The organism is Enterovibrio norvegicus FF-33, assembly GCF_000286835.2.
GTDB lineage: Bacteria > Pseudomonadota > Gammaproteobacteria > Enterobacterales > Vibrionaceae > Enterovibrio > Enterovibrio norvegicus_A.
On sequence record NZ_AJYD02000038.1, the window covers coordinates 62744 to 86513 of the forward strand.

Sequence of the window (23770 nt, forward strand, 5' to 3'; positions counted from 1 at the left end):
ATCAGAACACAAACGTTAGGCTGATCGAGTATGTATCAATATAGTCTGGCACAGTGGCATTCAATCCTTCCACCGTGGTCAACCACGCCCCAAAATCTTGGTTGTTCAGCCATGTTCTTTCTATTTGTCCTTTTAGTGCAACCTGAGAGCTGAGATCAATTCGTGCGCCAAAGCCCAATGTTTCTTGGTTGATAACACGAGCATCGAGAAGAGATTTGGTATAGCCATAAGCCGCCGCAATGTCTGGTATTGCAAGCCCCTGTGAATTTGGTGGCGTTAAATCATACATATCTCCAACCGATTTTGTTTTAGATACAAAACCAAATGCGGTGACATTGGAGAAGGTTTTACCGACACTTAGATAACCGGCAGTAAGATCGGGGAAAAAAGGCCATTCTGCATCGGTATAACTCAATTCTGATTGTATGGTCCAGTCACCCGTTTCGTAGAGTGCGCCTAGTGAGTAGTAGTAAAAGCGCGAATCAACAAAATTAAAGTCGGACGCAATAGTGCCAACTTCTGGCCAGAAAAACATGAGTGCAGGGTCTTGTTCGAGTCCAGCTGTCACGCTAGTAGATGGATCGCCTTGTTTGACAACAGTTGTTGTAGCTGTTGCTGAAAAAAGCCAATCTTTAACGGAGTAGGAGAGCTTTGTTCCGATTACTGGAGACAGTGACACCTCATAAGGTTCGATCACTGTTTCAATGGTAATGTCTGATTGCCCAGCAAATAACCGAGCTTCAAACAGTCCATGCTCCCAAGGAACACTATAGGCAACATCAACGCCATCAATTGAGGAGATGGGAATGTTCGCATAGAAATCAGTGATTGGTTTCGTCCATAGGTAGGCAAATCCGACATCACGATACTCGGACAACATGTAAAGCGGCGTCGCGATTCGACCAATGCGAAACGTAAGATTTGGCGTTGCGTTGTATCGTAAGAATGCCCAAGTGATGCTTTTATCTAAATCATTTTCAATGCGATCTTGGAAAACACCTTGGACGACGAAGTCAACGTCGTCTGCAATGTTCGCATTGAGTTGAAGCCCGAAGGCTGAACCCGTATCAAACTCCCAGCCACCGTATTGTGCTTCTTTCGTCAGATCGTATTTATAACCAAAGTCATCAGTACCTGATTTAATGTAGGTTGCGTTGCCAAAACCGCTTATTTTCACGCTCTCGCTCGCCGAAACGGCAGGAACCGTCAGCAGGGAAAGCATGGAGATAAATAGGGGTTGTGTAAAACGCCGCAATGGTTAATCTCAATCTCGTATTTAAGGCATAGATTAAATATAAGACAGAATTTTGATTTCATGTGTAAATTCAGTAAATCATGTCAAATTCGACCATGGTCTAGCATGCTGAACCTGTTTTGCTCAATTCAACAATGTTATAAAGGTTAAAGATCAAATCGAGAAAGGATGCTCAATATGCAATTCCCGTATAAAAACATAGTAATACTGACAGGTGCAGGAATTTCCGCGGAGTCGGGTATTCGAACTTTCCGTGCGCAAGATGGATTATGGGAAGAGCACCATATCGAGGATGTAGCAACGCCTGAGGGCTTTACGAGAAACCCCGCACTGGTTCAAACCTTTTACAACCAGCGCAGAAAACAGCTTCAATCAGGTGTTGCACCTAACTTGGCGCATGAAGCGCTAGCGCGATTGGAACGCGAACTTGAAGGCAATGTCACTATCGTGACGCAAAACATCGATAACTTACATGAACGTGCAGGTAGTGAAAATGTGATCCACATGCACGGAGAATTGCTTAAGGCACGTTGTAGCTATTCAAAACAAGTGGTCGATTGGACAGGGGATATCATGGTTGATGATGCTTGTCATTGTTGTCAGATGCCATCTCCGATGCGCCCTCATGTTGTTTGGTTTGGTGAAATGCCTATCGCCATGGATAAAATCCATGATGCGTTACTCAGCGCGGATCTGTTTCTTTCTATTGGTACGTCAGGGTCGGTTTACCCGGCAGCGGGATTTGTTCATGAAGCAGCGATCGGTGGAGCGAAAACCATAGAAGTCAATCTTGAGCCGAGTGCTGTTGAAAGCGAGTTTGATGAAAAACGTTATGGCAAAGCGAGTATTCTGGTTCCGAAATTGGTTGAAGAACTACTCGCGCTTCAATCCTAGCGTCCAGATTGGACACATTGGTGCCAATCACTATTATTCGTTTGATTATTTGCTAAAAAAAGCGGCTGAGAAGCCGCTTTATGTTTTTGTATTATCTGCAGTCATGGGACCACATGCCAGATTATTGGCCTGCTTTTAGCCGCTGGAAATACTCTTCATACAGCACGTTTGCCGTGCCAACTGAACTTTGCCATTCGCCTTTATCCATCACTTCTTGTGGTGGATAAATACTTGGGTCGTCTTTAAATGCTTTTGGAAGAAGCGGGTAGGCCGCTTTTACTGGCGTTGGATAGCCAATTTCAATAGCAAGACGCGCCGCAATTTCGGGGCGAAGAAGGAAGTTGATCATTTTGTGCGCAGAATCCGCATTCTTTGCTGTTGCTGGAATGGCAAGGTTGTCCATCCAGAAAATCGCGCCTTCTTCTGGCCATACGATATCAACAGGTGCGCCTTCGCTACGAGCGATATAAGCAGAACCGTTCCAAAGCATACCCAGTGCTACTTCACCCGCCATGTAAGGGTTAGCAGGGAAGTCTGAGTTGAATACCAGCACGTTTGGCATGATTTTCTTCAGCTCTTCGTAAGCCTGCTTGATTTCTTCGGGGTTGGTAGTGTTTGCTGAATATCCAAGCTTGGTGAGAGCAATGTGGAAGAACTCTCGAGCGTCATCCATCATCAACAACTGACCTTCGTAGTTAGGACTCCAAAGGTCCGCCCACGAATTTACGCTGTCTTTTTCGACATAGTCGGTGTTGACACCAATACCTGTCGCACCCCAGATGTAAGGGACAGAGTACTCGTTATTTGGATCAAAAGGTTTGTTGAGGTTGTTTGGATCCAAACCGTCGAAATGGCTTAGCTTGCTCTTATCAATAGGTTGTAACATGCCTTCATCACGCATTTTCTTCACGTAATACGTGGAAGGAACGACTAAATCGTAACCGTCAGGGTGCGTTTTGAGTTTGGCATACATGCTTTCATTTGACTCATAAGTTGAGTAAATGACTTTGATACCGGTTTCTTCGGTAAACTCTTCAATAACTTCAGTCGGAATATACTCAGACCAGTTATAGAAGTAGAGTTCATTTTCTGCCGAAATAGCAGTGTTTGAGAAAAGAGAGAAAGCTAGAGAGCTTCCCAGCACAAACTTAGACCAGAGTTTCATCAACAACTCCTGTGTTTTTCGTAGGTATTGGTTAGTTAGAATAACGGGTGTACGTCGTCACCCGTGACTGAAAAGTGCGAAAATCGACAGGGCAAGCGTAAGAGGAGGTCCGACACTTGCCCTTTGACGACTATCTCACCTTGTCGCGTGCCAGTAGCTGAGAGCAAATAACCAGCACGAGAGATACGATAAGCATGAGTGTAGCGAGTGCGTTCACTTCAGGCGATACGCCTACCTTGACCATCGAATAAATCTTCAACGGCAAGATTTCGTAACTTGGCCCAGTGACAAACGAGCTGACAATCACATCATCCAATGAAAGGGTAAAGCTTAATAACCAACCTGCTGCAACCGCTGGGGCTGCAAGGGGCAGAATGATCTTGGTCAGGATAACCCACTCACTTGCTGCTAAATCTTTCGCTGCTTCAAGCATGCGTAAGTCAAAGCCATTTAAGCGGCTGTATACGGTCACCACAACAAATGGTAAGCAAAAGGTGATGTGCGACAGCAATAGGGTAAGAAAGCCCAATTGCGCACCGATCAACACAAATAGCGCCAGTAGCGAAATCGCCATCACAATATCAGGCGACATCATGACCACAAACAGCATGCCATTGACGAACTTTTTGCCACGAAAACGATAGCGATACAGCGCAACTGCGGTCAGGCTACCAATAATGGCCGCTGCCGTTGCTGAAAATACCGCAATAGTCAGTGAGTTACCTGCAGCCTGTACCAAGCTGTCGTTGCTTAGCAGTTGGGTATACCACTTGGTCGTAAAACCTTTCCATTCGATACCGAACTTACTTTCGTTAAATGAGTTAACGATAAGAATGACGATAGGAATGTACAAGAACGCGTAGACCAGCGACATAAAGCTGGTTTTGAAGAAACGATTCATTCCAGCTCCACCTTCTTGTTCATTAGTTTGCTGACACGCCAGTAGGCCAACAGCATCAGTCCCATCAATACTGTCAGAGAAATACTCGCGGCTGAACCAAACGGCCAATCACGAACATTGAGGATCTGACTCTTGATGACATTACCAATCAATAGGTTCTTCGCGCCGCCAAGGAGGTCTGACACATAGAACATGCCAAGAGCAGGAAGCAGAACCAATAGACAACCAGCAATAATACCCGGCATGGTCAGTGGCAAAATAACTTTAACGAACGCTTGAAATTTGCTGGCACCTAGATCTTTCGCTGCTTCAAGGTAGCTGTTATCTAACTTCTCAATGCTTGAATACAACGGCAGGATCATGAAAGGTAGCAGGATATATACCAAACCAATCATGACCGCATATTCGGTGTACATGATGCGAAGCGGTTTCTCAATTATGCCTAGTGTGAGTAAGCCGTCATTGAGTAAGCCACGTGTACCCAAAAAGATTTTTAAACCGTAAGTGCGGATTAGGGAGTTCGTCCAAAACGGAACGATCACCATAAACAACATGAACGGGCGCATATGTTTAGGCATGCGCGCGATAATGTAAGCGAACGGATACCCAATCAATAGGCATAGCGAGGTAGCAATGGCTGCCATGTAAAAGGAATGCCAAACTACTTTCGCATAGAGCGGATCCATCAACTTGGCATAGTTGCTCAAGGTGAAAGTCATCTCTATGAGGTTTGCGTCATCGCGAGTCAGGAAACTGGTGACGATAATCATCAGGTTCGGAATTAATACGAACAGCAGCAACCAACCTACAATGACGCCAATAATGGCGTTTTGGAGATTAAGCTTCTTCATCAGGCAGTACCACTTCCCAGCTTTCAACCCAGGTAATCGCCACTTTCTGATCTAATGAGTGGTCAACATCAGGATCGTCTTCGTTGAAGAATTCACTTACCATGACAGACATGCCAGATTCAAGTTCAAGCACTGAATCCAACGTCATGCCTTTGTAGTTACGTTCACGAACATAACCAACAATGCCATTGCTGGACTCTGTTGCGCTGATTTCTTCAATACGAAGATCTTCGGGGCGAAGTAGAACCTTAACTTTGTCACCAGCACCGACATCAAGTTTGCAGTAGACCTGACATTCTTGACCTTCTACGGTTGCCGTAATGCGTTGCTCATCAATGCGTGCAATAACGTGTGCGTCAAATACATTGATCTCGCCAATGAAGCGCGCGACAAACAAGTTCGCAGGTTCTTCGTAGATTTCACGAGGCGTGCCATCTTGAACTACGTCACCTGATTGCATGACGATAATGCGGTCAGACATCGATAATGCTTCTTCTTGATCGTGAGTCACGAAAATGAAGGTGATTCCCAATTTACGCTGGAGCTGTTTAAGCTCGTTCTGCATTTGCTTACGCAGTTTGTAATCCAGCGCCGAGAGGGACTCGTCAAGCAAAAGCACTTTAGGCTTATTCACAACAGCACGAGCAATCGCAACGCGTTGTTGTTGGCCGCCTGACAGCTGATGAGGATTGCGAGGAGCGAATTTCTCAAGTTGAACCATGCGCAGCGCTTCCATGACACGCGGTTCGATTTCAGTTTCGGCAACTTTCTGCATGCGCAGACCGAAAGCGACATTTTCGAACACAGTCATGTGAGGGAATAGCGCATAGCTTTGGAATACGGTATTGACGTGACGTTGCTCTGCGGGGATTGCAGTCACATCTTGGTCGTCAATGATAATTTGGCCATCGTCTGCATCTTCAAGACCAGCAATCAAACGAAGTACTGTGGTCTTGCCACAACCGGACGGACCCAGGATTGTCAAAAACTCGCCGTTGTTTATCTCAAGATCAAAATTTGAAATGATCTCTTTACCATCGAAACTCTTACAGAGTCCCTTCAGTTGTACAACGGGTTTTTTCATTGGTTGTGTCGCGTTCAATTCTACTCTCTCTCCTTACACCACGGGCGATTAGCTAGAAAAAATTCCCCTAAAAAGTAGACGGCGCATGATAGACGTGCAAACCATGAAGTTAAAGCGTTTTTTTGTACTTTAGAGGCAAAATCCTGCCCAATAATTGTGTGACAACCGAGATGTGCGGAAACATCAACCAAATTCCGGCATGTGATGCCCATCGCGAAATTTCGTGAAACAGGCGTCCAGTAGTATAGCGCTTTAATTCGTTGCCTAAAAATACATCACTTTGAGACGAGTTGAAAAAATATCACCTATAACTTTATAAAGACGGAAATTTCTTAGGCTAAAGACAAAAGTTACTTTGCTATGAATAAACAACAATTGAGCAACGCACTCCATGTTGGCGGCACGTTAGAAAATGCGCTGACAGGAAACTATACCTTGAGTGCTTCCAGTGTGGTTCAGGAAGCACTCAAATTAACACAAAAGCATTTTTGGCGATTCCTACCCGCGACCTTGTTGCTGGCAGGGGCTAATGTTGCCATCTTCTTCATTGCGCTTTCGATCATGCTGGACTCCCCAGCAGTCTTGTTCGATGCCCTGTTGGGTAAACAACCGATGACGGAGGATCTTTTGGCTTCAGGTCGAATTGCCATCTTTGCAACGACGGTGCTGAGTGCACCTTTGTATGCCGGTGCCAGTTTGATGGGGTTGAGCCACGCTATTGGTTTTCGAACCAAGCCGCGTCACATCATTAAAGGTATGGCGTATGCACTCGCCGTCACAATGGCCATGTGCTTTATTTCAGCACTGCAAAGTGTCGGTAATCAAATCATCCCGTTGCTTGGCATTTTTCTCGGTATCGCGTTTTCTATGACGATTTTACTGATATGCGAAAAACGGTTACGTCCTTTAACTGCGATGATTGTTTCTTTTAGAGCGATCACAAAAAAACTGATACCATTGACCTTGGTTTACATCGTCATTGCCGTTCTGTTTGTGTTTTCTTACGCGACAGGCGGGATAGCGTTACTGTTTGCACTGCCGTTTATGTTTAACGTGAAAGGGGTGCTGTATCGCGAGATGTTCGGTGTTGGTATTGAAGTGACCGTGTCACAAGAAGGGGATGATGATTCTTCTTCAGGAGACGGTAATAAAGAGGTTTTCAACGCATAAATGAAGCTTTCCCATGCTGTTTTGGCTTCGGCTCTGTTTATATCTGCGTGTAGCGACGCCCCCCAAACTCAAATCACTAACTTAAATCAACTCCAACCGGCTTCTCCACCACCAGAAATGGTGCAGAAGCCTGATTTTGGTGATTACAAAATTGTTGAAGAAAAGAAAAAGGCATTCGTAGCATTCCTTAAGCCTGGTGTGACTTACATTAATGGCCTGATAGAAAACGCACGAACACGTTTAAGTAGCCTGTCCGGCGCAGCAAGTATTAACCAAGATGATCAGGCTTTCCTTGCCAAGGTCGCTGATCTCTTTAATTTACCTTTACCCGAAAATGGCCCTGACCAAGCGTGGTTTAAAGAGGCGTTAAAACGTGTCGATATTATTCCGGCTGATCTCGTGCTAAGCCAAGCGGCAAAGGAGTCGGGGTGGGGTACGTCACGCTTTGCTCGTGAAGGTAATAATTACTTTGGACAGTGGTGTTACACTTCTGGCTGCGGCATGGTGCCAAGTGCACGTAGCCAAGGTAAAACACATGAAGTCGCCGTGTTTAAAGATACTTTCCAATCCATCCGTGCTTATTTTCTTAATGTAAACCGTAATAAAGCTTACGCGTCTTTACGTGATATTCGTGCTGACCTTAGAAAAGACGGCAAGCCGGTCACGGGAGTTACTCTGGCTAATGGATTAGAAAGCTACTCAGAACGCGGTCAGGCATATGTCGAAGAAGTGCAAGGCATGATTCGATATAACGAAGAATATTGGAGCCAAGGATGATCAAAGGACTTACGGCTGCTGTTGTGGCAGCTGTAATTTCACTGCCTGTTGGCGCAGCGCAGATTGAATTTAGCTACAGCAAGCTGTTTACTCAGCTCAAGCATAACAATAGTGATACTCACCCTGATGTGAAAGTGGGCTATTTTATGGTGAAGCCTCAAACGGGAGAGGTTTGCACTATCACAAAAGCTTGGATGACAAAAAAGAAGCACTACGAGGAGTTTGTCATTCCCGCTTCGCAAGAGCTCCCTTTGCCGATCGATAGTAATTTGCGAAGAGTAAACCCTGATGTATTCATCGAAACTGCAGGTGATGCGTTTTGCGATGTGTCATTTCAAGTGATGGCAAAGAATGCCTTTGAGAATGAGATGTCAGTAGACGACGTTAGGGTGCTTGTGCCTCAGATGACGGCAATGATGCAGGATTTAGGCGGTATGTTCTCGTCATGGTTTATGCCAGACGTAGAGGGTGTATCGTTACACTTCGCAGAGCCGCAATCATCACTGGAAACCAGTAAAGGCCGAATTATCGATATGGAAGGCAAAGTGGCCGTCGTGCGACTGGCAGATTTACAAGACGACGAGCGCGTTTTGTTTAGCCAGCAACCAATAAAAGTGACGCCTTGGATACCGCAAAGTTAATCTGTTTTTAACGAATAAATACAACAAAGCCCGCAGTTAGCGGGCTTTGTTATTTAAGCTTTGTGTGAATCAGCTATTAGCTAACCTGAACAACGTTGAGCGCCAAAGCAGGGTCCACTTCAATCACATCGTCTTGTGATGGGGAAACATCTGTAAATTGCTCTTTATCAAAAGCGGTATCGCCGCCGTTAATGACACCTGAATGTTGGTCAACATTTTTGAAATCAAATAATTCAAAGTCAGCCAGATGTGAAGGAACCACGTTTTGCATTGCTGTAAACATGGTTTCGATACGTCCTGGGAAGCGTCGGTCCCAATCACGCAGCATCTCTTTGATCACTTGGCGTTGCATGTTTGGCTGTGAGCCGCACAGGTTACAAGGAATAATTGGGAATTCTGCCGTTTGCGCGTAGCGCTCAATATCTTTTTCGCGGCAATAAGCCAGCGGGCGAATAACCACATGTTCGCCGTTGTCAGAAACCAATTTCGGTGGCATGCCCTTTAGCTTACCGCCATAGAACATGTTTAAGAACAAGGTTTCTAGAATGTCGTCACGGTGATGGCCAAGGGCAATCTTGGTTGCGCCAATCTCCTTCGCCGTACGATACAAAATGCCACGACGCAGACGCGAACAAAGTGAACAGGTCGTTTTACCTTCCGGTACCTTGTCTTTCACGATCGCGTAAGTGTCTTCTTCTACTATCTTGTATTCGACGCCAAGATTATCAAGATACTCTGGTAACACATGCTCAGGGAAGCCCGGTTGTTTTTGATCGAGGTTAACCGCGATCAGTTCAAATGACACCGGTGCGCTTCTCTGCAAATTTTGCAGAATTTCGAGCATGGTGTAGCTGTCTTTGCCACCACTAAGACAAACCATAATACGGTCGCCTTCTTCGATCATATTGAAGTCAGCAATTGCTTGACCCACATTTCGGCGAAGACGTTTGTTAAGCTTATTCTGGTTGTATTTTTGTGATTTGGTGAGTTCTTGATTTGACATGGTAATACTGAGTGCCTCTGAAATTTCTCTACGCCATCGAATCCGCGACTGGAAAATCGCTGTGGGCAAAAAGCCCGACCCTCGATGCTCAATGCGAAGGTTTGGCGCGTATGATACGGATTTCGGGGCAGGATGCCAGCATGATTAAAAAAGAAAAGCGCCCGCAGGCGCTTATGTACACATGTGAGTAAAGCACTATTCTTCAGACAAGTTTGGTGCCAACGGGCTGACATACCCATCTGGCTTGATGGCAAGAACATCGCAATTTAGCTGATCAATCGTGTGTTCTGCGGTATTACCAATAAAAATGGCAGACAACCCTACACGACCTGTTGTACCCAATATTACCAGTTCCGCATCGAGTTCTTTCGAAACGGCAGGGATAACATCCTCTGGCAGTCCTTCTTGGCAGAAGGTTTGCGACTCGTCTATACCGTGCTTTTGTCGCAATGCCTTCATTTCAAGTAAATGATGACCCCGAACAGCATCGGTATAAGAAGCTGGGTCGAATTCGGGTAACTCAATGGTGACGTTAACAGGTGTAGCAGGGTAGGCATTGACAAGGTTCACCTCAGCGGTGAGAAGTTTAGCCATGGCTTTGGCTTCATCAATCAACTTATCGTTGAGAGGGATGTGCGTTTCGTTCTCTGAAGACACATTAACAGCGGTAAGAATTTTTCCGTATTCCGGCCAAGCATGTTCTTTCACCAGTAAAACAGGACAAGGGCATTTACGCAGTAAGTGCCAATCTGTCGGCGTAAAGATCACGGAGCCTAACTTATCGTGTTCGTGTGTGGTTTTAACCAGTAAGTCATGTTTGCTATCAAAAACTTGTGCAATCATGCTTTCGTAAGGTCGATTGTGCCAGACCACATGTGTGGTCACGTCAATGCTCTCCGTGTCATGTTGGGCAACCAAAGATGCCACCCATTCTTCGCGTTGACGAAGTACGCCAGTTCTCATGGCTTGACGCTCTTCTGATGACAGCATTGAGGTCATTTCATAGGAAAAGTCATAGATAGCAAGAAAGAGTGTAATTTTGACATCCGCAGAAGACTTTCTAGCGATGTCCAGCGCACGCGAGAGTGCGGGCTGTTCTTCGTGGTCGGGATCTATAGCCACGAGCAAGTTGGTATATCTGTTCATAACACCTCCAACTTATTGATGCGTTACTTTAATGTAACGCAATCTAGGCGGATGGCGCGATAAATTCAGAAAGATAAACGTAAAAAAAGAGAAATGGCGCGTATAGCGCCATTTCGTATTCAGTCAATTTGTCAGTATTGATTACTTACTGACACCTGCGAGGCGACTTAGCTCATCATGATCAAGAACGGTAATGTACTTACCCTTCACGCTCAACATTTCACTTTTCTGGAAACGACCAAGCAAGCGGCTGATGGTTTCCACCGTCAGACCAAGATAATTGCCAATATCACCACGTGTCATGGTCAAACGAAACTCTTTGGCTGAAAAACCACGCTGAGAGAAGCGCGTAGAAAGGCTATGTAAGAATGCAGCCAAGCGTTCTTCGGCATTTTTCTTGGACAACAGTAAAATCATTTCCTGATCGCCTTTGATCTCGCTACTCATCAAACGCATGATTTGTTGGCGAAGTTTAGGCATTTTGCCCGAAAGGTCATCAAGGGTTTCAAACGGGATTTCGCACACCATTGAGGTTTCAAGTGCTTGAGCGAAACTTGGATGGGACATGTGATTAATGGCGTCAAAACCAACAAGATCACCGGCAAGATGGAATGCAGTAATTTGCTCATCACCTTGTTCGGTGATGGTATAGCTTTTGATCGTACCTGAACGGATTGCATACAAAGAACGAAGTGGATCACCTGCTTGAAACAGAGGCTGTCCTTTTTGAATTGGCTTCTTACGTTCAATAATTTGGTCAAGCTGATTTAGCTCACTTTCACTCAATGTGAAAGGAATGCAGAGCTGACTGATACTGCAGTCCTGACAATGGATTGCGCATCCGCCTGATTGAACTCTTTTAGTCATTATTTTGTCTTGAATCATGAGCCTGCTTAGCCAAATTGATTTGAGTCAATATTTTACCACTTTCACGTGATAAATCGACCCTTACTACAACTGATTGTATACAGAATAAGCGGTAACTATTCCGTACATTAGCAGTATTAATGATGAGAACTTTCGAAAAATCATGTTGTTAAGTAACTTCTTTAATGACTCTGCGGAGGTGCCAACAAATAGCATTGCGGGCAGGGTACCCAAGCCAAATGCGAGCATTATCAATAAACCATGAAACGCATTTCCTGATACTGCCGCCCAACTGAGCGCAGAATAGACAAGTCCGCAAGGTAGCCATCCCCAAACCATACCAAATGGTAAAGCCGCGAAGGGTGATTTTAAAGGAAGTAGTTTTGATGTTAGCGGAGAAATATGCCGCCACAGACCTTTGCCTAGTCGCTCAACGTAAGACAACCCATTCCAGAATTGACCAATGTACAGCGCAAGTAAAATCATCATGATAGCGGCAGCTAGTCGCAACCAAATCAAACTTTGGCTAACGTGACTAACACCGACAACACCAGAAACAAGACCGCCACCAATTGCACCAATGATACCGTAAGATAAAAGTCTGCCGCCGTTATAGAAAAGAAGGTAAGGCAATTTATTCTGGCTGTTTGGTGTGCCGAATGAAACAGCGGCTGCTACACCACCGCACATGCTCAGACAATGCCCGGCTCCCAAGATGCCAACCATAAACGCTGCAACAAGATCAGAGATTGGCATTACTTGTTTTCACTTCGCTCTGATGTGGCTGATGTGTTTTTTGTTTCTGGCGTAAGCTTTTCATCGTCATCAAGAAGAATATTCATGCCTTGACGTTCTAGATCTTCAAATTGTTCGGATTTGACCGCCCAAATGAAGACGCCAACAGCAACACAAACAAGCATGATGGCGATAGGGATCAGAATATATAGGCTTTCCATAACTACTTGTCCTTGAATCTTTCGATGAGGTCTTTCTTGAACAGGCGCAGAGAGTTCGTGACAACGATAACAGAACTTGCAGACATGCCTGCCACTGCCACATAAGGTGCGACAAATCCCATCACAGCAAGAGGAAGAATGACAAGGTTGTAGCCTAACGCCCAAGCGAGATTCTGACGAATGATTTTTTGAGTGAACGCGGCAAGATGACGAGCATCAAGCAGCTTAGTCAAATCATCTCCGAGAAGAACCATATCAGCAGACGCTTTTGCTACATCTGTGCCGCCACCCATAGCCACAGAAAGATGTGCCCCTGCCAGAACAGGCGCATCGTTAACGCCATCCCCGATCATCATGGTGATTTGATCTTCAGGGAGTGATTTTAAGTAATCGAGCTTACCTTGAGGTGATACGCCTGATACAAGCTCATCAATACCGAGCTGATTTGCCACGGATGTCGCGGTTGCTGAGTTATCACCAGTTAACATGGTGACAGCGATACCCGCTTCGTGGAATTTATTGATCAAGGTTTGGCTACTTTCGCGAATAGGGTCGACCAATTGAAATGACGCTATCTTTTTGCCACTGCAAGATAACCAAATTTGATGATTGCATGTTTCTGCTGCTCGCGTATCAGAAAGGGCAAACTCAGGCTTACCAATGCGCCATTCCTGAGTTTGATAAGTGCCTTTAATGCCTTCGCCGATAACGTTTTCGACCTGTATCACGCCAGACGCCACGTTGATATTTTTAAAGGCATCGGCGATAGGGTGATTCGCATACGACTCTAGGGCTGCTGCGATCGCTAATGCTTCACTCTTCTCTATATCGCTATAAACAGCTGTGTCAGCCAAAGTGACGTTGCCCTCGGTGAGGGTGCCTGTTTTATCGATAATCACACGATTAATCTTGGTCAAGGTTTCAAACACATGACCTCGACGAAGGAGAATCCCAAGCTTTCCGAATGTAGAGGTAGAACAAGTCAATGCAGTTGGTGTTGCCAAAGAAAGTGCACACGGACAAGTGGCGACAAGCACAGACAACATTATCCAAAACGCATCTTCAGGGCGATGGCTTTGCCAATACCACCATGTTAATGCAGAAATGAGCAAAATGACGGCGACAAAGTAACGTGCAACGATATCAGCAATTTCAGCGACACGCGGTTTAGCGAGTTGCGCTGCGTCTTGTAGCTGAACGATATGAGCGATCAAAGAGTCTTTTTTCTCCGCCGTTACTTCAACATTCACATTGCCGTCAATGTTAAGCGTACCAGCATACACTTTGTCGCCAAGCTGTCGTGACTCAGGCATGGATTCACCCGTAAGCATGGACTCATCGACGGTGGTAATACCTTCAACAATGACACCATCTGAAGGGAAGGGTTCGCCGGGGAGAACACGAACGACATGGCCAACGGTGAGAGATTTTGCTGGGATTTGTTCGCCAGAATCTAATGTTGCCAAACGCGGGATGAGTTTAAGCAGGTTTGCACTGGCTGCTGCCGCTGTTCTGCGTGCACGCATCTCAAGAAACCTTCCTATCAGCAGGAAAAAAGTAAACATGGCGATAGATTCGAAAAACACTTCGCCTGTGCCGGTCACTGTTGCGTACAAACTGGCAAAATAAGCAAACAACAAAGCGATGGAGACAGGAACATCCATGCCTAACGTTCTTGCTTTTAGATTGCGCCAAGCATTGATGTAAAAAGGCATGGCGGAATACAGCAGAACTGGCGTGGCAAAAATAAGGCTAACCCAGCGAAAATAGTTACGAAATGACTCGTCCATGTCGCCAAATACTTCAAAGTACATGGCAATCGCCAACATCATCACCTGCATGGTTGCCAATCCTGCAACCCCTAGCTTGTAGAGGTATTGCTTCATGGTGCGGTGATATTGTGCTTCTTGATTATCAGCTTCAAACGGAGCGGCTTTGTATCCTAAAGCATGAATTTTACTCAGAAGGGTGCTTAATTTTGCTTTGGACGGATCCCAGCGTAACGTGGCGCGATTTGTTGTTGTATTGACTTGAATGCGAGAGACGCCGTCTTGCGTGCTAATTTGTTTTTCGATCAACCAAGCACACGCTGCACACGAGACGCCATCGACAGAGAGTACAACTTCATCAATCCCGTTTTCATGACGGACAAACTCTTGCTGCACGTCTTCGTTGTCGTAAAGGCTGAGAGATTGAAGTTCGTCAGGAATAAGGTTGGCTTTTTCTGCTGGCGCGGTGCGATATTCGTAGTAAGAGGTTAGGCCGTTAGCAACGATGGTGGTGGCAACAGCCTCACAACCCGGGCAACACATTGTACGGTTTACGCCCTGGATCTCTACGTTATAAGAGTCGCCAGTAAGCACTGGCTCTCCACAGTGATAACAATCTTTTGTCATTCCTTGCTCTGACCATACAACTTAACTGGGTCTGAAGATGGGAAGTTAGCGCGGCCATTCAGTGCCCAGCTACCATCAAATGCATTGATTTCAACATACCAAGGCCCTTGCAGCGGTTCTACAAGAGCTAGACGATAACGACCATTTTGGTCTGAGTTCACCATTTTCTCAATATCTTTGTCGGCGAGAGTACGGTGTTGAAAAGTCACTTTGATCGTAGGGAACTGAGCCAACTCACCTTTGTCTAGGATAACAATGGCGTTGTCATCGGAAAGTGTTAAGCGTGCAGACAGTGACAATGCATCTGCTTGGCGAAGGCGAGAGAGATCTTGATTAATCCCTTTTCCCTCTTTGTAATAGTCTTCGGCGACGAGAGAAACCTGATTTTTACTGAAAAGTGTAAAAGTGAATAAGCTCGCAACGACGACGCTGCCGGGCAAGGCAATCAGGAACCAAGGCCAAAACTGCTTATACCATGGTTTGTTCATATCGCTTTCCTGTGTTTACGAATGTTCTTGGGTAAAAAAGCCCCCGCAAGCGGGGGCCTAACAATGACAACTTATTATTAGTTTTGCGGGTTTCCTAGCTGCCAAACATAAGCTGAAAGAAGCTGGATCTTATCTTCGTCCAGAATGTCTTTCCAAGCTGGCATCACACCTTGACGGCCATATCGAACAGTGTCTTCAACGGCTTTACGTGAACCACCAAACAACCAAATATTGTCTGTTAGATCCGGTGCACCAAATGCTGGGTTACCTTTACCGTCAGTGCCGTGACAAGCTGCACAAACAACGAAGCGTGCTTTACCTTTCGCGGCTTCTTCAGCGTTGACCTTACGACCTGAAAGGCTCAACGCATAGGCAGAAACTTCAGAAACGCCATCTTCGCCAAATGCCGCCAACCATGCAGGCATGTTACCGACGCGGCCGTGCAGAAGGGTGGCCTTAATGGTTTCTGGTTCCCCGCCATACAGCCATGCACTGTCTGTTAGGTTAGGAAAGCCAGATTGACCGCGAGCATCCGAGCCGTGGCATTGTGCACAGTTCTGAATGAATAGGCGTTGGCCAACTTTAACGGCTTCTGGGTTCTTCGCTATTTCAGTGATGTCGAGAAGCTCATCCGTACCCGGCTTGTAAGCCAGCTTGCGGAATGTTTCACCAAACACGGCGTTTGCTGCATTAAGCTCACGTGCGTATTGGTCAATCCCTTGGCTGTTTGCCAAAAGCTCACGAGATTCTTCGATGTTACTGACATTCTGCGCAGAACTCTGCCAACCAAACAAACCCTTATAGTTCCCTAAGCCTGGGTAAAGAGCCAAGTAAACCACGCCAAACACAATAGTGGCCCAAAACATATAGGACCACCATTTCGGTAGCGGGTTGTTCAGCTCACGAATACCGTCGTATTCGTGTCCCATATCCTCACCGTCAGCAATACCTTTTAGGTCTTTACTGCACCATATAACCAGTGCAGCACAACCAATTAGCGTCGCGACGACAATGACAGTGATGAATAGACTCCAAAATGTTGTCATTTGTTATCTTCTCCTGTCTTTTTAAGTCCTTTTTCCTCGTCAGCGAAGACAAGGTTTGCAGCTTCGTCAAATTCCGTTTTACGACGACCGCTGTACGCCCAAAGCGCAATCACAATGAAGCACACAAAAATCACAAGTGTCCAGATACTGTGGAACGATACAATTTCCATAACAGTCCCTTACTTCATTGCATGGCCGAGAGATTGTAGATACGCAATCAACGCATCCATCTCTGTTTTTCCTTGAACGTCAGCTTGCGCGTTCGCTATTTGCTCATCCGTGTATGGCACGCCAAACATGTCTCGGAAAACCGTCAGTTTTTTCTCTGTCAGATCCCCAGTTAACACATTTTCAGCTAACCAAGGGAAACCTGGCATGTTTGATTCAGGCACAACCGCACGTGGGTTGATTAGGTGAACGCGATGCCACTCGTCAGAGTAACGTTCGCCAACACGCGCCAAATCAGGACCAGTACGCTTAGAGCCCCACAGGAATGGATGCTCCCAAACGCTTTCACCAGCAACAGAGTAGTGCCCATAGCGCTCTGTTTCGGCACGGAATGGACGGATCATTTGGCTGTGACAAACGTTACAACCTTCTCGGATGTAGATATCACGACCTTCCATTTCCAGAGCCGTGTAAGGGCGCAGGTTGTCGACAGGTTCAGTGGTTTGCTTTTGGTACAGTAGAGGGGTTATTTCCACCAATGCACCCAAGCTGATCGCAATGATCGTTAAGATTGCAAAAAGACCAACGTTCTTCTCTACAATTTCATGACGACTAGAACTCATTCGTTGGTCTCCTTATGCGGGTTCTTCAATGGCTTTCAAGCTAGCTTCCGGCGCAGTGATGGTTTTGTAGGCGTTGTATGCCATCAAAAACATGCCTGAAAGGAAGATAACGCCACCAACAAAGCGAACAAAATAGAACGGGTAAGAAGCTTCCAGCGACTCAACGAAGCTGTAAGTCAATGTTCCGTCAGTATTCACCGCACGCCACATCAGACCTTGCATTACACCTGAAATCCACATCGCGACGATATACAAAACAGTACCGACGGTTGCGAGCCAGAAGTGAACGTTAATTAGGCTCAAAGAGTACATACGCTCTTGACCAAACAATTTAGGAATAAGGTGGTAAACAGCACCAATCGATACCATCGCAACCCAGCCTAAAGCACCTGAGTGTACGTGACCAATGGTCCAGTCAGTGTAGTGGGATAGGGCATTCACTGTCTTAATGGCCATCATTGGCCCTTCGAACGTAGACATACCGTAGAACGACAGAGATACGATCAAGAAGCGAAGGATTGGGTCATAACGAAGTTTATGCCAAGCACCAGATAGCGTCATGATACCGTTGATCATGCCACCCCAAGAAGGAGCAAACAGAATGATCGACATAACCATACCCAAAGACTGAGTCCAGTCTGGAAGTGCGGTGTAGTGCAGGTGGTGAGGACCCGCCCAAATGTAGAGCGATACTAGCGCCCAGAAATGCACAATCGATAGACGGTAGGAATAAACTGGGCGACCTGCTTGCTTAGGGACAAAGTAATACATCATACCCAAGAAGCCAGCGGTCAAAAGAAAACCTACGGCGTTATGTCCGTACCACCACTGAATCATGGCATCAATGGCACCGGCGTAAATCGAATAAGACTTCATGCCTGAAACAGGGATCGCCATACTGTTGACGATATGTAACACCGCAACGGTTAGGATGAAGGCTCCGAAAAACCAGTTCGCGACATAAATATGGGATGTCTTTCGCTTAATCATGGTTCCGAAGAAAACCACAGCGTATGCGACCCATACAACCGCTATTAAGATATCGATTGGCCATTCCAATTCTGCATATTCTTTACTGGTGGTATAACCCAACGGTAACGAAATTGCTGCAGACAGAATAACTGCTTGCCAACCCCAGAAGGTAAACTCAGCCAGCTTGCCTCCGAATAAACGCGTTTGACATGTGCGCTGAACAACGTAGTAAGACGTTGCGAACAATGCACTTGTACCGAAACCAAAGATGACTGCATTGGTATGCAGTGGTCTTAGTCGGCTATATGTCAGGTAAGGAATATCGAAGTTTAGCGCGGGCCATACCAACTGAGATGCAATGAGAACACCAACACCCATGCCCACAATGCCCCACAATATTGTTACTAGGGTAAATTGACGGACAACGCGGTAGTTGTATTCCAGTTCAAGCTGCTTATCTTGGCTCATATTGCATGCTTCCACTTTTTGATTACTACACTCACGTAAAAACAACGTGACTTTTACGTCACAATGCCACCCAGGAGCAATGCAATGCGAATAGTGATTGATTTATACCCACTTGATGCATTCCATTGCTATTTCTTTGTAAAAGTGGCATTTTCGGTATCGATAATACTTCACTTAATCAGTTAAATACAGGCCTCTACCCACAGACGGTTTACCCTTAGGTAACATTTATATTAAAACTTTGAGCTCTGTAACACGGGAAAAGTAAAGATCTTATGGCTGCAGAAAAATTAACCACCGCTCGTTTAATACAAATATTAGTCGTTATGGCTGTACTTATTGCTGCTTTTGTTTGGCGAACCATTGACTATTCTAGTTCAAAAAACACACTTACTTGCACGATGTTGGCGGATAAATGCCAAGTTTCACTGAAAGGTGAAAAGGTTCATATTCAATATGATAAACAAGGGGATGCAGGGGGTTCTGTGGTGGTTTTCTCACCAGCAACACCGTCGTCTTTGCAAGTGAATTTAGATTCAGATAATAGTGTTTTGATTGCGCATGAAGTCATCGTAATGGGTAATAAACGTGCTTATATTTATGCTTTACCTGACAGTGTTAAATATGGGGCAGCGCATAAATTCATTTTGCACATTGATCAAGATCAAATAGAAATTAACTTTTAACATTAAATTAATGTTTGTGCGATTTAAGTTAACATTTTGGCTATTGGATGACTATTTTGATCGAATTGACTGAATCTAGTAAAAAAGCAGCGACAGATGGCTTTTTTACTGCAAATCAATCTGAGGAATTCTTAAAGTAGAAAGCTTGTCGATGTACCGCTTTAGCCTGCTGTGAGGTCAAGTAATGTGTCAGATTTGACGCACTCGTTGCAATATCGCTCTGTGTTGTGTCGTTATCCTCTTCGTCCTTGTCATTTAACGACACCAAAACATAGTTGACTCTAAATCCATTACATTTTTCGTCATCATGTGCGCGTGAACACAAAGCCAAATGTAATGCTTTAAGTGAGTCGGGCGCTTGAGGCTTCTGGGCAACAATGACATAAGTAATGCTGAGTTCTTGCAGCGGCTCTTGTGAAAGTTCTGAGGAAGTATTTTGAGGTCGAGCACAAGAAAAAAATCGCTCATCAAGTGGCATCTGAATGTCTTCGATTTCGGACTCTGAGACCATGACCACAATGCCATCGATTAATGATACGCAGCGTTGTGTCCATTCTATTTCTTCTGCAAGCATGGCTTGATTCTTCGGTGAGCAATAGCGGTAACGCACCCTAGGTTCTTCTGCCGCAATGGCATAGCCTTCTTGATCGTCATCAGTCAGATAGACGACGATATTTCCTTTTTCGGCCAATCGCTTGCTTATACGTTGACCAAGAGGTTGCTGTGTATTAATGACGAGATATAGCTGGCTGTCCATCGCGAGCAAAATTTTGACTTACAATGTCACAATTCTATCGTCTATTAATAGAGAATTCAGTGATTAAACGAAAAGAATGAAGCGAAAGACTGGTCATAGCAGAAGGGAGAACGCTATTATTAATTTAATTGCCGCGACACTATAGAAATCACCCATGAGAATTGCGACATCGTCGTCTACCGATTTAAATGCCGCTTCTGCCGTCAAGGCTATCAAGGAAGAGATTCGCAAGAAAATCTCGTCTCCTTCGCTGATGCTTGTCTACTACACCGAAACCCAAGACGTCCAAAGCATCAAAAATGAATTTAAGAAGCAATTTCCTGATACCTATATCATAGGGTGTTCGTCATGCAGAGGCACGATGACAGATAAAGGCTACGTGGGTGGCCACAACATTGCAGCTTGGGCAGTTCAAGATGAATCTGGTGCCTATGGCAGCGCGCTGTGCAATTTATCCTCAGAAAACGACGTGTTTTTGCAAGCTAAGCAGGTGCTCCAACGCGCCATTGATAGTAGTGGTCGTCCTGGAGAGCTCCCTGCGCTTATCACACTCCATACCACGCCAGGACATGAAGAAACCATACTCCGCGCGATCACCAGTGAGTTAGGCGTAAACGTCCCCATTATCGGTGGTACCGCTGCCGATGATGGCGTGAGCGGCAATTGGTCACTGTTTGATAGTGACAACGTCACGAGTAATGGCATTGCCATGGCGGTGTTTTTTCCGTCTGCTCGGGTCAGCTATTCATTCCATAGTGGATATGCCCCGCTAGGGGACAGTGCTGTGGCAACACGAATAGACGGCAGAACCTTGTTGGAATTAAACGGTCAGCCTGCCGCAGAGGTTTATGCGAACTGGTTTCAGAGCGCGACAGGAAGAGTCATTGATAACGACGATTTGTTCGCTCAGTCAACCTTGTTTCCCTTAGGTCGCCAAACGGGAATAATCCATGGAATGCCGTATTACACACTCTCGCATCCTGCGTCTGTGTCGGAGGACGGTGGCATCCAAATGTTCTGTAACCTCGGTGAGGGTGAAACCGTACATTTTATGTCTGGAACCACAGAAATGCTGGTTTCCCGTGCAGGTCGCGTTGTTGATTCTGCCAATGACCATGACAAAAACCCCCGTGATCCAATCGGAGGCATCGCCATCTATTGTGCAGGGTGTATGCTCCACGTAAGAGATTCATTGAACGATGTTGCGGCGAACATGAGTTTGTCTATGCACCAAGCTCCTTTCATCTGCCCATTTACGTTTGGTGAGCAAGGGCAGTTTCTTGGAGGAGAGATTGCTCATGGAAATTTGATGATCTCTGCAGTTTTGTTTCACAAGGATGAGTTATGACAAGCGCTGTATCAGAGAAGTTACAGGAAACGTTATTTGAATTAAATCGCGTTGAAGAACGAGAACATAAATTCAAAGAAGAGAATCGCGCCATCCTTTCTGCGATCTCTGCGATGTCTGGTGCCAGCAATAAAATTGAAGTGTTCAATACGCTACTTAAAGTGATTGAACGTTATGTCGCGTTTGATAATGCTTTGGTGCTTACGCGTAACAAAGATACCGAAGACAGATATTCCTGTTTAGTGTCGACGTCTCATGAAGTGGAGAAATTTCATTGGCGAGACGGTGGAACATTTTCACGTTGCGTGAACGGTCAGACTGTCATTTTATATGCCCCAGAGCGTGTTCAAGAATTTAGCTTGTTGGAGCCGATAGATTTTGAATCCTGCCGATCTGCCCTGATCACGGGTATGACAGTCAACGCCAGCGAATCAATACTATTGCTATTTTCTTCCAATAGGGGCGGTTTTGATACCAAAGCGCAGCAAGTTATCGAGCGTTTTCGCCCGTTGATTGAACGCACCATTATTGATATCGACTATCGAGAGCGTTTGCAGTGCCTTGTTTCGGTCAAGACGCAAGAATTGACAGCGAGTCGTCAGCGCTTTAGGGACTTCGCAAAAACAGCCGGTGATTGGTTCTGGGAAATTAATAACAATCTGCAGTTTACGTATCTCTCTTCTCCATCCAACGAATCGTTATCAGCCGAGCCTCAGGCGATCATGGGTCAACTCAATCGACAACCTGACGTCAAAAATAAACTGCTCGATTTAATTCAAGTAGAGGAGCCATTCTCTGAAGTCGAGTGGAAAGTCTACAACCAAGGGGCGGAGCAATGGATAAGCCTTTCTGGTCGGCCTTACTATGATAAACGCGGAAACTGCATGGGTTTTCGGGGCACCGCAAAAGACATCACGATACGGAAGCAGCGTCTGCATGAGCTGCAACAAGCCAGGCAGCAAGCAGAATCTGCTAACGCGGCAAAATCTCAGTTTCTTGCGATGATGAGTCATGAGATCCGCACGCCCCTCAATGCCGTGATGGGGTTGTTAGATGCACTACAACAATCACCCATCAATGAAGAGCAAGAATCGTGGGTGTTACAAATGGACAAGTCTGCCCAACTGCTTCTGACGATTATCAATGACGTACTTGATTTATCGCGTGTAGAGTCAGATCGGTTTGCTTTGCACCCAGAGAACATCAATCCAAGAGAAAGCGTCACGGTGGTGTTTAATCAACTGAAAGAAGTCTCTTCGGGCAAAGACATCAAGTTGGACGTTGAGGTTGCTGACAACGTGCCCAAGCTCATCTATCAAGATGGGAACCGTTTTACGCAAATATTGTTGAACCTTGTAGGCAATGCAGTCAAGTTTACTGAGACAGGAAAAGTGCAGGTTTTCATGCACGCCGAGGGGAACACACTCAAGCTTGCCGTAAAAGATACGGGCATTGGCATAAGCCATAATAGGAAGAAAGATATCTTCCAGCCTTTTACTCAGGCGGATGGCAGTATCACACGCCGATACGGTGGTACAGGGTTAGGCCTTTCTATCTGTAAGAAACTGGTATCGATGATGAAAGGGTCTATCGACTTTGACAGTCAACCGGGTGTGGGTACGACGTTCTATATTGATATTCCTTTGATCAAACCGTTGCCACAAGAAATCGTACATAAAGACAAGTCGGAAGAGAGCAAATTGAAGCCAATGAATATATTGGTTGCAGAAGACAGCAAAGCAAACCAAATGGTCGTCAAATTGATGCTGGAAAAAGCGGGTCATCACGTTGTAGTGGCAAACAATGGTCAAGAGGCAATTGATATGATCGACGAGGGCAAAACCCAGTTTGATATTATTTTAATGGATATGTCGATGCCAGTGCTTTGCGGCATAGAGGCAACAAAGCAGCTTCGTGCGAAAGGATGTCAATTGCCGATTATTGCACTTACGGCTAATGCCATGAATGAAGATAAAGAGAAGTGTCTTCAAGCAGGGATGGATGATTTCGTTACCAAGCCAATCCGCTCTGTCGTGCTTAGACAGACGTTACAACGTCACGTATCTGGTGATGCTACAACCTAAGCGATTCAGGTTACTTTAGGAATA

Annotated in this window: 24 protein-coding genes; 7 read left to right on the forward strand and 17 right to left on the reverse strand. The window is 45.6% G+C overall.

Annotated features, from left to right (window positions below):
• Window position 1: 1 nt before the first annotated feature.
• Entirely contained in the window at window positions 2-1255 is a 1254-nt protein-coding gene (locus A1OO_RS08730; RefSeq protein WP_241819078.1) for a hypothetical protein, read from the reverse strand.
• 177 nt (window positions 1256-1432) lie between these two features.
• Here A1OO_RS08730 and cobB point away from each other — a divergent pair, with 177 nt between their 5' ends.
• Window positions 1433-2149: a Sir2 family NAD+-dependent deacetylase gene (gene cobB, locus A1OO_RS08735; RefSeq protein WP_017002741.1), complete on the forward strand. Its 717-nt coding sequence runs from the start codon at window positions 1433-1435 to the stop codon at window positions 2147-2149.
• A 121-nt stretch (window positions 2150-2270) separates the two neighbouring features.
• Here the strand turns inward: cobB and A1OO_RS08740 are convergent, their stop codons facing one another.
• From A1OO_RS08740 to potA, 4 genes are all read right to left on the reverse strand, one after another.
• Window positions 2271-3314: an extracellular solute-binding protein gene (locus tag A1OO_RS08740; protein ID WP_017002742.1), complete on the reverse strand. Its 1044-nt coding sequence runs from the start codon at window positions 3312-3314 to the stop codon at window positions 2271-2273.
• Between the two features lie 130 nt (window positions 3315-3444).
• Window positions 3445-4215: a spermidine/putrescine ABC transporter permease PotC gene (gene potC / locus A1OO_RS08745; RefSeq protein ID WP_016962117.1), complete on the reverse strand. Its 771-nt coding sequence runs from the start codon at window positions 4213-4215 to the stop codon at window positions 3445-3447.
• Complete coding sequence (potB, locus tag A1OO_RS08750) at window positions 4212-5066, reverse strand: spermidine/putrescine ABC transporter permease PotB (RefSeq protein WP_017002743.1); 855 nt, start codon at window positions 5064-5066, stop codon at window positions 4212-4214. The genes potC and potB overlap by 4 nt, the downstream gene beginning before the upstream one ends.
• Complete coding sequence (potA, locus tag A1OO_RS08755; RefSeq protein ID WP_017002744.1) at window positions 5053-6150, reverse strand: spermidine/putrescine ABC transporter ATP-binding protein PotA; 1098 nt, start codon at window positions 6148-6150, stop codon at window positions 5053-5055. Before potA ends, potB begins: the two co-directional genes overlap by 14 nt.
• A gap of 360 nt (window positions 6151-6510) precedes the next feature.
• Here potA and A1OO_RS08760 point away from each other — a divergent pair, with 360 nt between their 5' ends.
• Genes A1OO_RS08760 through A1OO_RS08770 form a run of 3 tightly spaced genes read left to right on the forward strand, consistent with a single transcriptional unit; the run spans window position 6511 to window position 8738 of the window.
• On the forward strand, window positions 6511-7320 hold the full coding sequence (locus A1OO_RS08760; protein WP_016962120.1) for a hypothetical protein: 810 nt from the start codon (window positions 6511-6513) through the stop codon (window positions 7318-7320).
• Window positions 7321-8097: a glucosaminidase domain-containing protein gene (locus tag A1OO_RS08765; RefSeq protein ID WP_017002745.1), complete on the forward strand. Its 777-nt coding sequence runs from the start codon at window positions 7321-7323 to the stop codon at window positions 8095-8097.
• Window positions 8094-8738: a DUF2987 domain-containing protein gene (locus tag A1OO_RS08770; RefSeq protein ID WP_017002746.1), complete on the forward strand. Its 645-nt coding sequence runs from the start codon at window positions 8094-8096 to the stop codon at window positions 8736-8738. The genes A1OO_RS08765 and A1OO_RS08770 overlap by 4 nt, the downstream gene beginning before the upstream one ends.
• A gap of 76 nt (window positions 8739-8814) precedes the next feature.
• On the opposite strand, the gene ttcA is transcribed toward A1OO_RS08770, so the two are convergent.
• The 11 genes from ttcA to ccoN form a co-directional block, all read right to left on the reverse strand.
• Window positions 8815-9747, reverse strand: a complete 933-nt coding sequence (gene ttcA, locus A1OO_RS08775) for a tRNA 2-thiocytidine(32) synthetase TtcA (protein ID WP_026023780.1) — start codon at window positions 9745-9747, stop codon at window positions 8815-8817.
• A gap of 189 nt (window positions 9748-9936) precedes the next feature.
• Window positions 9937-10887, reverse strand: coding sequence for a universal stress protein UspE (gene uspE / locus A1OO_RS08785; protein ID WP_016962125.1), 951 nt, complete (start codon window positions 10885-10887; stop codon window positions 9937-9939).
• Window positions 10888-11028: 141 nt separating this feature from the next.
• Window positions 11029-11772 (reverse strand): FNR family transcription factor, encoded by a 744-nt coding sequence (locus A1OO_RS08790; protein ID WP_026023781.1) that lies wholly within the window; start codon window positions 11770-11772, stop codon window positions 11029-11031.
• A gap of 66 nt (window positions 11773-11838) precedes the next feature.
• Window positions 11839-12510, reverse strand: coding sequence for a sulfite exporter TauE/SafE family protein (locus A1OO_RS08795; RefSeq protein WP_017002749.1), 672 nt, complete (start codon window positions 12508-12510; stop codon window positions 11839-11841).
• Complete coding sequence (gene ccoS, locus A1OO_RS08800) at window positions 12510-12710, reverse strand: cbb3-type cytochrome oxidase assembly protein CcoS (protein WP_017002750.1); 201 nt, start codon at window positions 12708-12710, stop codon at window positions 12510-12512. Before ccoS ends, A1OO_RS08795 begins: the two co-directional genes overlap by 1 nt.
• Window positions 12711-12712: 2 nt before the next feature.
• Entirely contained in the window at window positions 12713-15106 is a 2394-nt protein-coding gene (locus A1OO_RS08805) for a heavy metal translocating P-type ATPase (protein WP_017002751.1), read from the reverse strand.
• Window positions 15103-15594 (reverse strand): FixH family protein, encoded by a 492-nt coding sequence (locus A1OO_RS08810; RefSeq protein ID WP_016962130.1) that lies wholly within the window; start codon window positions 15592-15594, stop codon window positions 15103-15105. The genes A1OO_RS08805 and A1OO_RS08810 overlap by 4 nt, the downstream gene beginning before the upstream one ends.
• Before the next feature lie 77 nt (window positions 15595-15671).
• On the reverse strand, window positions 15672-16640 hold the full coding sequence (gene ccoP, locus A1OO_RS08815; protein WP_017002752.1) for a cytochrome-c oxidase, cbb3-type subunit III: 969 nt from the start codon (window positions 16638-16640) through the stop codon (window positions 15672-15674).
• The gene (locus tag A1OO_RS08820) at window positions 16637-16810 is read right to left on the reverse strand and encodes a CcoQ/FixQ family Cbb3-type cytochrome c oxidase assembly chaperone (protein ID WP_016962132.1); all 174 of its coding nucleotides are present in this window, start codon (window positions 16808-16810) and stop codon (window positions 16637-16639) included. The genes ccoP and A1OO_RS08820 overlap by 4 nt, the downstream gene beginning before the upstream one ends.
• A 9-nt stretch (window positions 16811-16819) precedes the next feature.
• Entirely contained in the window at window positions 16820-17431 is a 612-nt protein-coding gene (gene ccoO, locus A1OO_RS08825) for a cytochrome-c oxidase, cbb3-type subunit II (RefSeq protein ID WP_016962133.1), read from the reverse strand.
• A 12-nt stretch (window positions 17432-17443) separates the two neighbouring features.
• Entirely contained in the window at window positions 17444-18871 is a 1428-nt protein-coding gene (gene ccoN, locus A1OO_RS08830; protein ID WP_016962134.1) for a cytochrome-c oxidase, cbb3-type subunit I, read from the reverse strand.
• A 275-nt stretch (window positions 18872-19146) separates the two neighbouring features.
• Here ccoN and A1OO_RS08835 point away from each other — a divergent pair, with 275 nt between their 5' ends.
• Entirely contained in the window at window positions 19147-19557 is a 411-nt protein-coding gene (locus A1OO_RS08835) for a hypothetical protein (protein WP_017002753.1), read from the forward strand.
• Between the two features lie 115 nt (window positions 19558-19672).
• On the opposite strand, the gene A1OO_RS08840 is transcribed toward A1OO_RS08835, so the two are convergent.
• The gene (locus tag A1OO_RS08840; protein WP_017002754.1) at window positions 19673-20314 is read right to left on the reverse strand and encodes a hypothetical protein; all 642 of its coding nucleotides are present in this window, start codon (window positions 20312-20314) and stop codon (window positions 19673-19675) included.
• A gap of 154 nt (window positions 20315-20468) precedes the next feature.
• Here A1OO_RS08840 and A1OO_RS08845 point away from each other — a divergent pair, with 154 nt between their 5' ends.
• On the forward strand, window positions 20469-21662 hold the full coding sequence (locus A1OO_RS08845; RefSeq protein WP_017002755.1) for an FIST signal transduction protein: 1194 nt from the start codon (window positions 20469-20471) through the stop codon (window positions 21660-21662).
• On the forward strand, window positions 21659-23746 hold the full coding sequence (locus A1OO_RS08850; protein ID WP_017002756.1) for an ATP-binding protein: 2088 nt from the start codon (window positions 21659-21661) through the stop codon (window positions 23744-23746). The genes A1OO_RS08845 and A1OO_RS08850 overlap by 4 nt, the downstream gene beginning before the upstream one ends.
• Window positions 23747-23770 lie beyond the last annotated feature (24 nt).

Excerpts from the sequence above, each read along its gene's own strand:
- cobB (WP_017002741.1), top strand. The coding sequence starts at position 1,433 with ATGCAATTCCCGTATAAAAACATAGTAATACTGACAGGTGCAGGAATT.
- A1OO_RS08740 (WP_017002742.1), bottom strand. The coding sequence starts at position 3,314 with ATGAAACTCTGGTCTAAGTTTGTGCTGGGAAGCTCTCTAGCTTTCTCT.
- potC (WP_016962117.1), bottom strand. The coding sequence starts at position 4,215 with ATGAATCGTTTCTTCAAAACCAGCTTTATGTCGCTGGTCTACGCGTTC.
- potB (WP_017002743.1), bottom strand. The coding sequence starts at position 5,066 with ATGAAGAAGCTTAATCTCCAAAACGCCATTATTGGCGTCATTGTAGGT.
- potA (WP_017002744.1), bottom strand. The coding sequence starts at position 6,150 with ATGAAAAAACCCGTTGTACAACTGAAGGGACTCTGTAAGAGTTTCGAT.
- A1OO_RS08760 (WP_016962120.1), top strand. The coding sequence starts at position 6,511 with ATGAATAAACAACAATTGAGCAACGCACTCCATGTTGGCGGCACGTTA.
- A1OO_RS08765 (WP_017002745.1), top strand. The coding sequence starts at position 7,321 with ATGAAGCTTTCCCATGCTGTTTTGGCTTCGGCTCTGTTTATATCTGCG.
- A1OO_RS08770 (WP_017002746.1), top strand. The coding sequence starts at position 8,094 with ATGATCAAAGGACTTACGGCTGCTGTTGTGGCAGCTGTAATTTCACTG.
- uspE (WP_016962125.1), bottom strand. The coding sequence starts at position 10,887 with ATGAACAGATATACCAACTTGCTCGTGGCTATAGATCCCGACCACGAA.
- A1OO_RS08790 (WP_026023781.1), bottom strand. The coding sequence starts at position 11,772 with ATGATTCAAGACAAAATAATGACTAAAAGAGTTCAATCAGGCGGATGC.
- A1OO_RS08795 (WP_017002749.1), bottom strand. The coding sequence starts at position 12,510 with ATGCCAATCTCTGATCTTGTTGCAGCGTTTATGGTTGGCATCTTGGGA.
- ccoS (WP_017002750.1), bottom strand. The coding sequence starts at position 12,710 with ATGGAAAGCCTATATATTCTGATCCCTATCGCCATCATGCTTGTTTGT.
- A1OO_RS08805 (WP_017002751.1), bottom strand. The coding sequence starts at position 15,106 with ATGACAAAAGATTGTTATCACTGTGGAGAGCCAGTGCTTACTGGCGAC.
- A1OO_RS08810 (WP_016962130.1), bottom strand. The coding sequence starts at position 15,594 with ATGAACAAACCATGGTATAAGCAGTTTTGGCCTTGGTTCCTGATTGCC.
- ccoP (WP_017002752.1), bottom strand. The coding sequence starts at position 16,640 with ATGACAACATTTTGGAGTCTATTCATCACTGTCATTGTCGTCGCGACG.
- A1OO_RS08820 (WP_016962132.1), bottom strand. The coding sequence starts at position 16,810 with ATGGAAATTGTATCGTTCCACAGTATCTGGACACTTGTGATTTTTGTG.
- ccoO (WP_016962133.1), bottom strand. The coding sequence starts at position 17,431 with ATGAGTTCTAGTCGTCATGAAATTGTAGAGAAGAACGTTGGTCTTTTT.
- ccoN (WP_016962134.1), bottom strand. The coding sequence starts at position 18,871 with ATGAGCCAAGATAAGCAGCTTGAACTGGAATACAACTACCGCGTTGTC.
- A1OO_RS08835 (WP_017002753.1), top strand. The coding sequence starts at position 19,147 with ATGGCTGCAGAAAAATTAACCACCGCTCGTTTAATACAAATATTAGTC.
- A1OO_RS08840 (WP_017002754.1), bottom strand. The coding sequence starts at position 20,314 with ATGGACAGCCAGCTATATCTCGTCATTAATACACAGCAACCTCTTGGT.
- A1OO_RS08845 (WP_017002755.1), top strand. The coding sequence starts at position 20,469 with ATGAGAATTGCGACATCGTCGTCTACCGATTTAAATGCCGCTTCTGCC.
- A1OO_RS08850 (WP_017002756.1), top strand. The coding sequence starts at position 21,659 with ATGACAAGCGCTGTATCAGAGAAGTTACAGGAAACGTTATTTGAATTA.